Source organism: Microbacterium excoecariae (assembly GCF_011326725.1).
Taxonomy (GTDB): Bacteria; Actinomycetota; Actinomycetes; order Actinomycetales; family Microbacteriaceae; genus Microbacterium; species Microbacterium excoecariae.
The window spans coordinates 98,673-112,797 of the sequence record NZ_JAANCO010000001.1 but is presented as its reverse complement, the minus strand read 5'-3'; the positions used below and the strand labels follow the sequence as shown (position 1 = coordinate 112,797).

Below are 14,125 nucleotides of genomic sequence, written 5' to 3'. Positions count from 1 at the left end.
GTACTTACGGCAGAAAGGCCACCCATGACAGAGCGCAAGCCGTGGCACGGCGTTAATCTCGCGACCACGCTCCCCTTCCACGAGGACCTCTCGGTCGCATACGACGCGTATGCCGAGCACGTCCGCTTCACGACGAGCAACGGCGTGACGGGCATCATCCCCAACGGCTCGCTCGGCGAGTACCAGACGCTGACCGAGGAGGAGCGCAAGCGCGTGTTCCTGACGGCCGTGGAGGCCGCCCCCGCGAGCGCCGCGGTCATCCCGGGCGTCGGCGCGTACGGCGCGCTCGAGAGCGTGCGCCTCACCGAGCACGCCGCGGAGAACGGTGCCCCGGCCGTCATGCTCCTGCCGCCGAACGCGTACCGCGCGAGCGACGACGAGGTCGTCGACCACTTCCGCCGCGTGGCCGCGGTCGGCCTCCCCGTGCTCGCGTACAACAACCCCATCGACACCAAGGTGGATCTGCGCCCCGACCTGCTCGCGCGGATGTTCGACGAGGGCCTGATCGTCTCCGTGAAGGAGTTTTCGGGCGACGTGCGCCACGCGTACGAGATCCGCGAGCAGGCGCCCGGCCTCGACATCTCGATCGGATCCGACGACGTCGTCCTCGAGCTCGGGATCAACGGCGCCGTCGGCTGGGTCGCGGGCTACCCGAACGCGATCCCGGCCGCGACCGTCGAGCTCTACACCCTCTCGACCTCCGGCGACCCGGCGAAGTGGGCGCGCGCGCACGAGATCTACCGCGACCTGCACCCCCTGTTGCGCTGGGACTCGAAGACGTGGTTCGTTCAGGCCATCAAGCTGTCGCAGGAGGTCGCCGGGGTCGCCCCCGTCGGCATCACCACGCGGCCGCCGCGGATGCCGCTGCCGGAGGAGATCCGCACGCGCATCATCGCCGACACGGAGTCCGTGCTGGCCAAGGGCTACCGCTAATCGCCTGACGAGGAGAAGACCGTGCGGACGAAGCACATCTATCACGCCGTCGATTCCCACACCGAGGGGATGCCGACGCGGGTCATCACGGGCGGCGTCGGCACGCTGCCCGGGGCCACGATGGAGGAGCGGCGGCAGTGGTTCATGGCCCATCGCGACGACCTGCGTCGCCTGCTCATGAACGAGCCGCGCGGTCACAGCGCCATGAGCGGCGCGATCCTTCAGCCGCCGACGCGGCCCGATGCCGACTACGGCGTGCTCTACATCGAGGTCTCCGGGTGCCTGCCGATGTGCGGCCACGGCACGATCGGGGTCGCGACCGTGCTCGTCGAGACGGGCATGGTCCCGGTCGTCGAGCCGGTCACGACGATCCGCCTCGACACGCCCGCCGGCCTCGTCACCGCCGAGGTCGCCGTCCGCGACGGGCACGCGGAGTCCGTCACGATCCGCAACGTCGCCTCCTTCGCCGTGGGCCTCGATCGCACGGTCGCGGTGCCCGGGTACGGAAAGGTGCGCTACGACCTGGCCTTCGGCGGCAACTTCTACGCGATCGTGAAGCTCGACGAGCTCGGGCTGCCGTTCGACAGGGCGCGCAAGGAGGACCTGCTGGCGGCCGGGCTGGCCATCATGGCGGCGATCGACGAGGCGGACGAGCCCGTCCACCCGCTCGACCCGGGGATCCGCGGGTGCCATCACGTGTACCTCGAGGCGCCCGGCTCGACCGCCACGCACTCGCGCCACGCGATGGCGATCTTCCCCGGGTGGTTCGACCGGTCCCCGTGCGGGACCGGCACGAGCGCGCGGATGGCGCAGCTGCACGCGCGCGGCGAGCTCGCGCTCGGGCGGGACTTCCTCAACGAGTCCTTCATCGGCACGCGCTTTACGGGCCGGCTCGTCGAGGAGACCGAGGTCGCCGGCATCCCCGCGGTCATCCCCACCATCACGGGGCGCGCCTGGGTGACGGGGACCGCGCAGTACATGCTGGATCCGTCGGATCCGTTCCCGGAGGGGTTCCAGCTGTGAGCGCGGGGATCCCGGTCGTCGGCGCGGGGGAGATCCGGGGCGCGCTCACGCGCGCCGAGGCGGTGGCGGCGATCGAGCGCGCGCTCGCCGCGGGGCAGGACGTCGAGGCGGACACGCCGCGGCTGTTCCGCCCCCTCCGCGCGGGGGAGTTCCTCCTCATGCCCGCCGAGTCGCCCGCGCACGCGGGGGTCAAGGTCGCGACCGTCGCACCCGGAAACCCCGCCCGCGGGATCCCCAAGATCCACGCCTGGTACCTCCTCTTCGACGCGGGCACCCTGCGGCCCGTCGCCCTCCTCGACGGCACGGAGCTCACGACGCTGCGCACCCCGGCCGTCACGGCGGCGGCGATCCGCGGGTTGCTGCGCGCCGCGCCGGGCGGGCCGCGCGAGCGGATCGATCGCCTTGCGGTGTTCGGATCCGGCCCGCAGGCCGAGGCGCACGTGCGCACGCTCCACGAGATCTTCCCCGTCGAGCGGGTCTCCATCCTCGGCCGTACCCCCGAGCGCGTCGAGGCCCTGCTCGGGCGCCTCCGCGCCGACGGCATCGCCGCGGAGGCGGGAGACGCCGCGGCGGTGGCCGCCGCCGACGTCGTCGTGACCGCGACCTCCTCGTCCGCACCCGTGCTCGCGCTCGGCGACGTGCGCTCGGACGCCGTCGTCGCGGCGATTGGCGCCCACGGCCCCGCGCACCGCGAGCTTGCCGCGGACCTCGTGCGCGGATCCGATCTCGTGGTGGAGGCGCGCGCGTCGGCCTTCCGCGAGAGCGGCAACCTCCTCCAGGCGCGCGCCGAGGCGGACTGGACCGGCGGCGCGCAGGCCGTCGCCAACGTGCGCGAACTCGTCGCGGGCGCCGTCCGGCGCACCCCGGGTCGCCCGGCCGTATTCGCGGGCGTCGGCATGTCCTGGGAAGATCTGGCTATCGCCGAGCACCTTCTGGACGTGCTCGGGCTATCGGGAGCCCCGGGCCCCGAGGAGGAGACGCCATGAGCACGCCCGCAGCACGCAACGTCGTCCGGCTGAAGAAGCAGCCGAGCATCCGCGAGACGGTCAAGAGCGCCCTGCGCTCGGCCATCATCAGCGGCGAGATGCAGCCCGGTGCGGTGTATTCCGGGCCGAGCCTGGCCGAGCAGTTCGGCGTCTCGGCCACGCCGATCCGCGAGGCGATGCTCGACCTCGTGCGCGAGGGCCTCGTCGTCGCGATGCCCAACCGCGGCTTCCAGGTCACGGACGTCGCGGAGCAGGACCTCGTCGAGGTGACCCAGCTCCGCCTCCTCCTCGAGCCCCCGGCCGTCGAGATCGCGACGCCGCTGATCCCGGCCGAGGCGCTGCCCGCGCTGCGCGCGCAGTGCGACCGCATCGTGCGGTTCGCCGAGGAGGGCGACCTCGTGAGCTACCTCACCGAGGACGGCGAGTTCCACCTCGCGCTGCTCCAGTACGCCGGGAACCGGCGGCTGTCGGACCTCGTCGCGTCGCTGCGCTCGCAGACGCGGCTGTTCGGCCTGTCGAGCCTCCACCAGCAGGGGCGCCTGGCGGCGTCGGCCCAGGAGCATCACGCGATGCTCGACGCGATCGAGGAGGGCGACGCGGCGCGCGCCCGCGCGCTCGTCACGGCGCACATTGAGCACGTGCTGACCGACTGGTCGGCCGCGGACGCTCCCGAGGCCACGTGAGCGCCCGGTCGGCAGACGTCGTCGTCATCGGCGCGGGCGTCATGGGCGCCGCCACGGCCTACTTCGCGGCGGCCGCGGGGCTGAGCGTTGTCGTCGTGGAGCGCGGCGGCATCGCGTCGGGCACGAGCAGCCGCTGCGAGGGCAACCTCCTCGTCTCGGACAAGGAGCTCGGCCCCGAGCTCGAGCTGACGCTGTACTCCCAGCGCGTGTGGCGCGAGGACCTCGCGGAGCACGGCGACGCGTGGGAGTTCGAGACCAAGGGCGGCATCATCGTGGCGGAGGACGCCGCGACGACCGCCTCGCTCGAGAAGCTCGCGGCGCACCAGCGCTCCCTCGGGATCGAGGTGGAGCTCCTCGACGATATGGACGCGGTGCGCGAGCTCGAGCCGTACGCGAACCCCGCGCTGTCCAGCGGCGCCTTCTACCCGGGCGACGCGCAGGTGCAGCCCATCCTCGCCACGCACCACCTCCTGCGGCTCGCGCGCGAGCGCGGCGCCGAGGTCCTCCTCCGCACGCCCGTGGAGGCGATCGTCACGCGCGGCGGCCGCGCCGTCGGTGTGCAAACGCCCCAGGGCGTCATCTCGGGCGGCGCCGTCGTCAACTGCGCCGGGCCGTGGGCCGGCGACGTCGCCGAGCTCGCGGGCCTCGAGCTGCCCGTGCTCCCGCGCCGCGGGTTCGTGCTGGTGACCGAGCCGGTTCCCGTCACGATCCACCACAAGGTGTACTCGGCCGGCTACGTCGGGGACGTCGCCAGCTCGGACGCCGGGCTGCAGGTCTCGCCCGTGGTCGAGGGCACCCCGAGCGGAACGGTGCTCCTCGGATCCAGCCGCGAGCGGGTCGGGTTCGACGCGTCGTTCTCGCGCGAGGCGGTCGCGCGGATCGCCCAGGCCGCCGTGCGGCTCTTCCCGGCGCTCGCGGACCTGTCGCTCCTGCGCACCTACTCGGGCTTTCGCCCCTACTGCCCGGACCACCTCCCCGTCATCGGCGAGGACGCGCGCCTGCCGGGCCTGTGGCACGCCGCGGGGCAGGAGGGCGCCGGGATCGGGCTGTCCGTCGGCATCGCGAAGCTCCTCGCGCAGGCCCTCACGGGCGGCGAGCCCGACATGAGCCTCGCGCCGTTCCGCCCCCATCGCTTCGAAAGGATGTCTGCCGCATGACCGACAGCTCGACGCGGCCCGCGCTGACCTTCGACGGGTCGCCGGTGCCCTTCCGGGACGGGCAGACCGTCGGCGGCGCGCTCATGGCGGCGGGGATCTCCTCCTGGCGCACGACGCGCCGTGGCGGCGCCCCGCGCGGCCTGTTCTGCGGCATCGGCGTCTGCTACGACTGCCTCGTGACGGTCGACGGCGATCACGCGCAGCGCGCGTGCGTCACGCCGGCGCGCGCCGGGCAGGTCGTGGAGAGCGCGGATCCGCACACCCCGGTCTCGGAGCGGGTGCGTCGTGACGGCTGAGCGCATGGTCGATCTCGCGGTGGTGGGCGCGGGACCGGCCGGGTTGACCGCCGCCGTCACCGCCGCCGACCTCGGCCTGAGCGTCGCGCTCATCGACGCGGCGGAGCAGACGGGCGGCCAGTACTGGCGGCATCCGGACGAGCGGCACCGCGCCGCGTTCGCGCGGCCGGAGTCGACGGGGCACCACCACTGGCATCGCTACACGGACCTGCGCGACCGGCTGCAGCGCGCGGTGCGCGCGGGCAGCGTGCGCCACGTCGCGGGCCGGCAGGTGTGGCGGGCGGCGGCCGAGGGCGCGGGGTTCGCGCTCCACACCACGCCCTCCGTCGGGCGCGACGCGGTCCCGGTCGCGGAGCGCACGGTGCGCGCGCGGCGCGTCGTGCTCGCGACGGGGGCGTACGACCGCCAGCTTCCCGTTCCCGGCTGGACGCTCCCGGGCGTCATGGCGGCGGGCGGCGTCCAGGCGCTGCTGAAGGCCAACCAGGTCGCCGCGGGGCGCCGCGCGGTCGTCGCCGGGACCGGCCCGTTCCTCCTCTCCGTGGCGGCGGGCCTCGCCGAGGCGGGCGTCGACGTCGTCGCCGTGTGCGACGCGAACGCGCTCTCGCGCTGGGCGCGCACGCCGCTGCGCGCCCTGCAGGAGCCTGGCAAGCTCCTCGAGGGCGTCGGCTACGCGGCCCAGTTCGTGCGCTCGCGGGTCCCGCTGTACACGCGGACCGTCGTGACGGAGGTGCGCGGCGAGGGCCGCGCCTCCGCCGTGACGCTCCAGAAGGTCGACGGGCGCGGAAACCCGCGGCCCGGCACGGCGCGGGAGGTCGAGGCCGATCTCGTGGCCTTCGGCTGGGGCTTCACGCCCCAGCTGGAGCTCGCGGTCGGGCTCGGGCTCGGAACGCGCGTCGACGTCGACGCCTCCCTCGTCGTCGAGGTCGATCAGGCGCAGCGCACGACGCTCGACGGCGTGTATGCCGCGGGCGAGGCCACGGGCATCGGCGGCGCCGTGCAGTCGTGCGCCGAGGGGGCGCTCGCCGCGCGCGCGGCGGCCGCCGACGCGGGCCGTGACGCGCTCGGCCGCGACGCGCGGCGCCTGCGCCGCCGCATCGCGCGCGGACGCCGCTTCGCGGTCGGGATGCACCGCGCCAGCCCCGTGCCCGAGGCCTGGTCGCGCTGGCTGACGCCGGATACGCTCGTGTGCCGGTGCGAGGAGGTCACGGCGGCGGAGGCGACCGACACGGTCGGCTGCCTCGGCGCGGACGACGCGCGCGACGTGCGCGTGACCGCCCGCCCCGGCATGGGCTGGTGCCAGGGGCGCGTGTGCGGCTTTGCGCTCGCCGGCCTCGTGGCCGCGGAGACCGGCCAGGCGCCGACCGCCGCTGACCTGGACACCCTCGCGAAGCGCCCGCTCGGCGTACCCGTGCGGCTCGGCGACATTGCGGCGCTCGCGGAAGACGAATCGACACGGACGGAACACGCATGACGCACACCGACATCACGACCCCGCGCGACACCACGGCAGCCGAGGTGGACGCGATCGTTCGAGGCGCGGCCCGCGCCGCCTCCGCCTGGAAGGCGGCCCCGCTCGCGCACCGCGCGGAGGCGCTGGAGGCCGTCGCCGACGCGCTCGACGCGGCGGCCGACCGCCTCGTGCCCGTCGCGCAGCGCGAGACGCACCTGGCCGAGGCGCGCCTGCGCGGTGAGCTGCGCCGCACGACGTTCCAGCTGCGCCTGTTCGCCGACGTCGTGCGGGACGGATCCTGGCTCGACGTGCGCATCGACCACGCGGATCCGGATTGGCCCATGGGCGCGCCCCGGCCGGACCTGCGCCGCCAGCTCGAGCCGCTCGGCGCCGTGCTCGTGTTCGCCGCGAGCAACTTCCCGTTCGCGTTCTCGGTGGCCGGCGGGGACTCGGCGAGCGCGCTCGCCGCGGGATCCGCCGTCGTCGTCAAGGCGCACGGCGCGCACCCCGAGCTGTCGGCCGCTACGACGGAGGTCGTCGCGGCCGCTCTCGCAGAGGCGGGCGCCCCGGCGGACCTCTTCCAGACGGTCTATGGGACCGAGGCGGGCGTGCGCGCGCTGCGCGCCGACGAGATCCGCGCGGCCGCCTTCACGGGGTCGATCGCGGGCGGGCGGGCGCTGTTCGATATCGCGAACGCCCGCGAGGTGCCGATCCCGTTCTTCGGGGAGCTCGGCAGCGTCAACCCCGCGTTCGTGACGCGGTCGGCGGCGAATCGTGACGTGGACGGCATCGTGTCCGGCTTCGTCGCCTCGGTGACGGGGAGCGCCGGCCAGCTGTGCACGAAGCCGGGGCTCCTGTTCGTTCCCGAGGGGTCCGCGGTGCTCGACGCGCTCGCGGCGGCGGGCCTGCCGGAGGGCGGCCCGCTTCTGAACGAGGGCATCGCGGCGGGCTTCGCCGCCTCCTTCGACCGCGTCCGCGGCCACGGCGGGGTGTCGGCGCTGGCGGAGGGATCCGCGGGGGCCGGCCCCGCGCCCGCGCTCCTGCGCACGTCGATCGACGCGGTCCTGGCCGACGTGCACGCGCTGACGGCCGAGATGTTCGGCCCCGCCGCGCTCGTCGTGACCTACGCGGACGAGGCCCAGCTGCTCGAGGTCGCCGCGCGCCTCGAGGGGCAGCTGACGGCCACGATCGTGGGGAACGACGACGACGAGATCGCGCCGGCGCTTCTCGCCGCCCTCGCGGATCGGGCGGGGCGGGTGCTCTGGAACCAGTGGCCGACGGGCGTGTCCGTCACGCACGCGCAGCAGCATGGCGGTCCCTACCCGGCGACGACCGCGTCGGCGACGACGTCGGTCGGGACGGCGGCCATCGAGCGCTTTGCGCGCCCCGTGGCGTACCAGAACGTCCCGGACGCGCTGCTGCCGGCAACCCTGCAGGAGGCGAATCCGCTGGGCATCCCGCGCCGGGTGAACGGCGAGCGCCCGGCGTGAGCCTCGCGCGCTACCTGAACTACGCGAGCTTCGGCCCGCCGACGGCGCGCGTCCTCGCCGCCGCGCACGACATCGATCGGCGCGCGGCGGCGGGGGAGCCCGCGGCGGGCTTACACGCGGCGGACGACGACGCGATCGCGGCCGCCGCGGGCCTCGTGGGGTTTCCCGCCCGCGGCGTCGTCGTCTCGCCGAACACGTCGACGGGGCTCATGCAGGCGGCCTTCGCCGTGCCCGCGGGGCGCGTGCTCGTCCCGCGCGCGGAGTTTCCCGCCAACCTCTACCCGTGGCGGCGCGCGGCGGAGGCGGGCCGCATCTCGCTGGGTCTCGTCGAGGCGGCGGATCCGCGCCGGCCCGGCGCTACGGAGGACATCGCCGCCGCGCTCACGCCGGACACGGTCGCCGTGGCGGTCAGCGCCGTGAGCTTCCGCACCGGCTTCCGCGCGGACCTCGCCGCGCTGCGGGAGGCGATCGGCGATCGCCTCCTCGTCGTCGACGCGATCCAGGCGATGGGGGTCGTCGACCAGGACTGGACGGCGGCGGACGTCGTCGTCTCCGGCGGGCAGAAGTGGCTGCGCGCGGGGTGGGGGACGGGCTTCGCCGCGTTCTCCGACCGCGCGCTCGACCGGCTCGTGCCCGCGCTCTCGGGCTGGACGGGGGTGACCGACAGCGGGGTCTACTCGGGCGAGGAGCACCCGCGCCGGGCCGACGCCCGCCGCTTCACGATGACCAACGGCTCGCCCGCGGCCTCGGCGGCGCTGGCAGCCGGGATCCGCGACGTCGTCGAGGCGGGTGTGGGTCGCGTCGCCGCGTCCGTCGCCGGCAAGGCCGCGATGCTGCGCCGGGCGCTCGCCGATCGCGGCGCCGAGGTCGTGACCCCCGAAGAGCACGCGGGGATCGTCGTCGCGCGCTTCGCCGGCGCCGCCGCCGTGCACGCCCGCCTCGCCGCGGCGGGGTTTTCGACCACCCTGATCGACGACGACCGGGTCCGGTTCTCCCCGCACGGGAACACCCCGGCCGACACGCTCGCGGAGGCCGTCGCCGTCGCCTGCGCGTAGCCCGCCGCACGCGAAGGGGGCCGGACCCCACGGATCCGGCCCCCAAGGCGAAACCCCTACCGGGTCGCGCCGGCGGTCTCCACGGACTCCTCGGCGTCGTCGTCCTCCTCCGAGAACGGCAGGCCGTTCCGGGGCGCGTTGTAGAGGTCCATGTCGAGGATCCCCTCGCGCTTGGCGACGATCGCCGGGATGAGGGCCTGGCCGCTGACGTTGACGGCGGTGCGGCCCATGTCGAGGATCGGGTCGATCGCGAGCAGCAGGCCGACGCCCTCGAGCGGCAGGCCGACGGTCGACAGCGTCAGCGTGAGCATGACGGTCGCGCCGGTCGTGCCGGCGGTGGCGGCGGATCCGACGACCGAGACGAGCACGATGAGCGCGTACTGGATGAACGTCAGCTCGATGCCGAAGAACTGCGCGACGAAGATCGCGGCGATCGCCGGGTAAATGGCGGCGCAGCCGTCCATCTTGGTGGTGGATCCGAACGGCACGGCGAACGAGGCGTACTCGCGCGGGACGCCGAAGCTGCGCTCCGCGACGCGCTGCGTCAGGGGCAGCGTGCCGAGCGAGGAGCGGCTGACGAATCCGAACTGCGTCACGGGCCACACGCCCGTGAAGAACTGCTTGATGGAGAGCCCGTTGGCCTTCGCGAGCAGCGGGTAGACGACGAAGAGGACGAGCGCGAGGCCGACGTAGATCGCGATCGTGAACCACACGAGCGATGTGAGGCGCTCCCAGCCGTACTGCACGACCGCGTTGCCGATGAGGCCGAGCGTGCCGATCGGGGCGACGCGGATGATCCACCACACGACGCGCTGGATGACCTTCAGCAGCGACTCGGTGAACGCGAGGAACGGCTCGGCCTTGCGGCCCGCGCGCAGCGCCGCGAGGCCCACGACGACCGAGACGACGATGATCTGCAGGATGTTGAAGGTGACGGATCCGCTGAAAGCGCCCGTCTCGTCGACGGATCCGCTCACGCCGAGGCCGAGGAAGTTCTGCGGCACGAGGCCGAGGAGGAAGTTCCACCAGGAGCCGACGGAGGAGGGCTCGCCCTCCTCGAGGCCCGTGCCCGCGCGGTCGCCCGGGCGGATGATGAGGCCGAGTGCGATGCCGATCATGACGGCGATGAACGCGGAGATCGCGAACCACAGCAGCGTCTGGCCGGCCAGGCGCGCGGCGTTCTGCACGCGGCGCAGGTTCGAGATGCTCGCGACGATCGCCGTGAACACGAGCGGCACGACGGCCGCGCGCAGGATCGTGACGTACGAGGATCCGATCGTGCCGAGGGTGTCGGACAGCGGCGTCGGGTTCTCCGCGCTCGCGCCGGTCTGGCGCGCGACGAGGCCGAGGGCAATGCCGAGGACGAGCGCGGCGATGATCTGGAAGCCGAACGAGGCGTAGAAGGGTCGCTTCTTCGTCGCCGTCGCCCGCGGGGTGGTGGTGCTCATGGTTCTCCCGGTCGGTGATGGTGCGTGCGCCGGCGCGGCCTGCGCGCGGGCACGACGGGGCCCAACGGGCGGATCCCCGGGGCTATTCCGGCGCGTTACGGGATGTTGCGAGCGGGCGGATCCTGAGGGTCGGGCGGAGAAGCCGTGGAGGCCGCTTGTCGGCCCCGCGCTAGGCTGGCGCGCATGTCGGTCGAGGAAGTGCAGAGCGAGCTCCGCGCGTTCGTCGCCGAGCGGGACTGGGCGCAGTTTCATGCCCCCGAGAACCTCGCGAAGTCCGTCGCGATCGAAGCGGGCGAGCTTCTTGAAGAGTTCCAGTGGGGCGAGCCAGCCGACCTCGATGGCGTGCGCAGTGAGCTCGCGGACGTCCTGACATACTGCCTGCTCCTCGCGGACCGGATCGGTGCGGATCCGCTAGAACTGATCCGCGCGAAGCTCGCGACAACGCGCGCCAAGTACCCCGTCGACAAGGCCCGCGGCCGGAGCGCGAAGTATGACGAGCTTTAGTCTCGAACGGCGCCCGTTCACGGATCAGGATGTTCGGGCGCTTGCCACCGCTGGGGAGCAGTTCACGAACTGGCCGGTCGTCTACGTCCTGAACGACACCTCATCCGTCTACGTCGGGGAGACGATCAACGCCGCCAAGCGACTGCGGCAGCACCGCGATCCTGCCTCGCGCAACCGCACCATGACGCAGGCGCGGATCGTGCTCGGCGACGAGTTCAACAAGTCGGCCTGCCTCGACCTCGAGTCGCACCTCATCCGCTATCTCGGCGGCGACGGATCCCGTCAGGTGCGCAACCGCAACGACGGCGTCACCGACGCCGACTACTTCGACCGCGCCCGATACCGCGAGACGTTCGACGAGATCTTCGAGGCGCTGCGTGCCGAGGGCATCTTCACGCGGTCGCGGGGCGACATCGAGAACAGCGACCTGTTCAAGCTCTCGCCCTTCAAGGCGCTGGGCCCGGATCAGCTCGCGGCGGTCGACGGCATCCTCGAGGCGCTCTTCACCGACCTCGCGGCTGCGGCACCGAGCATGTCGGTCGTTCAGGGCGGGCCGGGCACCGGCAAGACCGTGGTCGCGATCTACCTTCTCAAGCTCCTCCGCGACATCGGAACGGCCGACGACGCGGACGCGTTCGAGGTCGACTCTGTGTTCGCCGACTACTTCCTGCGCGGGTATCCGGAGCTCGCCCGCGGACTGCGGATCGGGTTCGTCGTCCCGCAGCAGTCGCTGCGGAAATCGGTGCGCCGGGTCTTCGCGCGGACGCCGGGGCTCAGCGCCGACATGGTGCTGACGCCGTTCGACGTCGGCGAAAGCGACGAGGCGTACGACCTCCTCGTGGTCGACGAGACGCACCGCCTCACGCGCCGGTCGAATCAGTCCTCGGGCGTGCGCAACCGGGACTACCGGCTCATCAACGAGCGCCTGTTCGGCGCCGACGACTATGCGTATACGCAGGTCGACTGGATCCGCGCGCAGAGCACGCACCAGATCTTCCTCATGGACAGCGCGCAGAGCGTTCGGCCGGCGGATATCGACCAGGACACGCAGCGCGACCTGCGCGATGAGGCGCGCGGATCCGGCCACTGGCACCACCTCATGACGCAGATGCGCGTGAAGGCGGGCGTGGACTACGTCGGGTGGGTGCGCGACGCGCTCGGCGGATCCGCCCGGCCCATCGACCTCGGCGACTACGACTTCCGTTTCTTCGACTCTCCCGTCGCGATGCGAGAGGAGATCGCCCGGCGCGACGCCGAGTCGGGCCTCGCGCGCATGCTCGGCGGGTACGGGTATCCGTGGCGGTCGAAGGGCGACAAGGCGGCGTTCGACATCGAGGTCGACGGGCTCGCGATGCGCTGGAACTCGCGGGTCGTCGACTGGATCAACTCGCCCGGATCCGTCGACGAGGTCGGCTCGATCCACACCGTCCAGGGCTACGACCTCAACTACGCGGGCGTCATCATCGGCCCCGAGCTCACCTGGGATCCGGTCACGGAGACGGCGCGTGCCGACCGTTCGCGCTACTTCGACGCGAAGGGCAAGGAAGCGAACCGGATGCTCGGCGTCGCCCCCAGCGACGACGACCTGCGAGAGTTCATCGTCAACATCTACGTCGTGCTGATGACGCGCGGGATGCGGGGCACGTACGTCTACGTACACGACACCGCGCTGCGGGAGCGCCTGCGCGCCGCGTTCGCGGGCGCCGTCCGTTCCTGACGGACACCCCGCGGTCCGCGCCCCCAACCGTGCTGCTGACCCGCTTTTCCGTTGACGCGCGCCGTGTCGGACCCCTCCGGCATACTGGTCTCGCCCGCACCCGACGCCCCGGAAGGCTCGCCATGCCCTACGCCGTTCTCGACCTCGAGACCACCGGATTCTCGCCGAAGCGCGGCGATCGCATCGTCGAGATCGGCGTCGTCCTCGTCGACGACGCGGGCGAGATCGAGCACGAGTGGGGCACCCTCGTGAACCCGCAGCGCGACGTGGGCGCGACGCACGTGCACGGGATCCGCGCGAGCGACGTCGCCGACGCGCCGCTGTTCGGCGACGTCGCGGCCGGCGTGACCGAGCTGCTCGACGGGCGCACCCTCGTCGCGCACAACCAGGCGTTCGACGTGCGGTTCCTGCGCGCCGAGCTCGCCGGGCAGGGCCACACGATCGACGACGAGTTCAAGGCGCTGTGCACGATGCTGTGGTCGCGGCGCGCGTTCGGGGCCGCCAAGCTCGCCGACGTGTGCAGCCTGCTCGAGATCGAGATCGGATCCGCGCACGCCGCCCTCGACGATGCCCGCGCCACGAGCCGGGTGCTCGCCGCGCTTGACCGCCGCGTCGGCCACGAGGCCGAGTGGCGCTCGCACGTCGCCGCCGGCCGCCTGGGCGCCGGCGCGGCCGCCCGCCCGCGGCAGCAGCGGACGCCCGGGAAAGCGCGCGGCGGCCAGCGCGCCGCGGCCGCGGATCCCGAGCCTCCCGTCTGGAAGCGCGTCTCGGTCCCCGCGCCGCTCGCCGACGAGGGCGGCGCGGTCTACCTCGACCTCGTCGAGCGCGTGCTCGACGACGGCGTCATCTCCGTTGACGAGCACTGGCGCCTCGACGCGATCGCCGAGGCGGCGCGCATCGACCCCGCGGATCGGCGCCGCCTCCACGCCGACTACCTCGCCGCCGCCGTGGCGGAGGCCGGCGCGGACGGCGTCGTCACGGGCGCGGAGCGCGCCGAGCTCGCGCAGATCGCCGCCGTTCTCGACCTGCCGGTGCCCGCGGATCCGCCCGCCGCGCCCGCGGCCCGGGCCGCCCGGATCCGCCTCGAGCCGGGCAGTCGCGTCGTCTTCACGGGCGCGCTCGACCGCGACCGCGACGAGTGGGCGTACCTCGTCGCGGCCGCCGGCCTGGAGACGGGCGGCGTCACGAAGCGCACCGCGGTCGTCGTCGCGGCCGACCCCGCGACCCAGTCGACAAAGGCGAAGAAGGCCGCCGCCTACGGCGTCCCCGTCGTCGACGAGCAGACGTTCCTCGCCGCGTTCGAGGAGTTCTGCGCGCGTTAGGTGACGCGCCCCGCGGGTCCGCCTGTACCACGGCGCCCGGCTCGCGCCCGGGAACGGCCGG

General features: G+C 73.6%; 13 protein-coding genes. 12 read left to right on the top strand and 1 reads right to left on the bottom strand.

The window, feature by feature from the left end; translation table 11 throughout:
- Positions 1-24: 24 nt before the first annotated feature.
- From G8E01_RS00500 to G8E01_RS00460, 9 genes are read left to right on the top strand one after another with little or no spacing between them, the layout of a single operon-like run.
- Positions 25-933, top strand: coding sequence for a dihydrodipicolinate synthase family protein (locus G8E01_RS00500; protein ID WP_166314357.1), 909 nt, complete (start codon positions 25-27; stop codon positions 931-933).
- Between the two features lie 21 nt (positions 934-954).
- Complete coding sequence (locus G8E01_RS00495) at positions 955-1,956, top strand: proline racemase family protein (protein ID WP_166314354.1); 1,002 nt, start codon at positions 955-957, stop codon at positions 1,954-1,956.
- Positions 1,953-2,942 carry an ornithine cyclodeaminase family protein gene (locus tag G8E01_RS00490; protein WP_205827188.1) on the top strand — a complete coding sequence of 330 codons (990 nt, stop codon included), beginning with the start codon at positions 1,953-1,955 and terminating at the stop codon, positions 2,940-2,942. The genes G8E01_RS00495 and G8E01_RS00490 overlap by 4 nt, the downstream gene beginning before the upstream one ends.
- Positions 2,939-3,625: a GntR family transcriptional regulator gene (locus G8E01_RS00485; RefSeq protein WP_166314351.1), complete on the top strand. Its 687-nt coding sequence runs from the start codon at positions 2,939-2,941 to the stop codon at positions 3,623-3,625. The genes G8E01_RS00490 and G8E01_RS00485 overlap by 4 nt, the downstream gene beginning before the upstream one ends.
- Positions 3,622-4,782 carry an NAD(P)/FAD-dependent oxidoreductase gene (locus tag G8E01_RS00480; RefSeq protein ID WP_338100709.1) on the top strand — a complete coding sequence of 387 codons (1,161 nt, stop codon included), beginning with the start codon at positions 3,622-3,624 and terminating at the stop codon, positions 4,780-4,782. Before G8E01_RS00485 ends, G8E01_RS00480 begins: the two co-directional genes overlap by 4 nt.
- A complete protein-coding gene (locus tag G8E01_RS00475) occupies positions 4,779-5,078 on the top strand; it encodes a (2Fe-2S)-binding protein (protein ID WP_166314348.1) in 300 nt (99 codons plus the stop codon). The genes G8E01_RS00480 and G8E01_RS00475 overlap by 4 nt, the downstream gene beginning before the upstream one ends.
- Positions 5,068-6,549: an FAD-dependent oxidoreductase gene (locus G8E01_RS00470; protein ID WP_338100708.1), complete on the top strand. Its 1,482-nt coding sequence runs from the start codon at positions 5,068-5,070 to the stop codon at positions 6,547-6,549. The genes G8E01_RS00475 and G8E01_RS00470 overlap by 11 nt, the downstream gene beginning before the upstream one ends.
- On the top strand, positions 6,546-8,018 hold the full coding sequence (locus tag G8E01_RS00465) for an aldehyde dehydrogenase family protein (RefSeq protein ID WP_166314345.1): 1,473 nt from the start codon (positions 6,546-6,548) through the stop codon (positions 8,016-8,018). The genes G8E01_RS00470 and G8E01_RS00465 overlap by 4 nt, the downstream gene beginning before the upstream one ends.
- Positions 8,015-9,073, top strand: a complete 1,059-nt coding sequence (locus tag G8E01_RS00460; protein WP_166314342.1) for an aminotransferase class V-fold PLP-dependent enzyme — start codon at positions 8,015-8,017, stop codon at positions 9,071-9,073. Before G8E01_RS00465 ends, G8E01_RS00460 begins: the two co-directional genes overlap by 4 nt.
- A 56-nt stretch (positions 9,074-9,129) precedes the next feature.
- Here G8E01_RS00460 and G8E01_RS00455 read toward each other — a convergent pair whose 3' ends face one another.
- Positions 9,130-10,521 (bottom strand): dicarboxylate/amino acid:cation symporter, encoded by a 1,392-nt coding sequence (locus G8E01_RS00455; protein ID WP_166314340.1) that lies wholly within the window; start codon positions 10,519-10,521, stop codon positions 9,130-9,132.
- Between the two features lie 183 nt (positions 10,522-10,704).
- Between G8E01_RS00455 and G8E01_RS00450 the strand changes: the two genes are divergently transcribed.
- The 3 genes from G8E01_RS00450 (at position 10,705) to G8E01_RS00440 (ending at position 14,064) form a co-directional block, all read left to right on the top strand.
- On the top strand, positions 10,705-11,025 hold the full coding sequence (locus tag G8E01_RS00450; RefSeq protein ID WP_155048918.1) for a nucleotide pyrophosphohydrolase: 321 nt from the start codon (positions 10,705-10,707) through the stop codon (positions 11,023-11,025).
- Positions 11,012-12,742, top strand: a complete 1,731-nt coding sequence (locus G8E01_RS00445; protein ID WP_166314337.1) for a DUF2075 domain-containing protein — start codon at positions 11,012-11,014, stop codon at positions 12,740-12,742. The genes G8E01_RS00450 and G8E01_RS00445 overlap by 14 nt, the downstream gene beginning before the upstream one ends.
- A gap of 122 nt (positions 12,743-12,864) precedes the next feature.
- Positions 12,865-14,064, top strand: coding sequence for an exonuclease domain-containing protein (locus G8E01_RS00440; protein WP_166314334.1), 1,200 nt, complete (start codon positions 12,865-12,867; stop codon positions 14,062-14,064).
- Positions 14,065-14,125 lie beyond the last annotated feature (61 nt).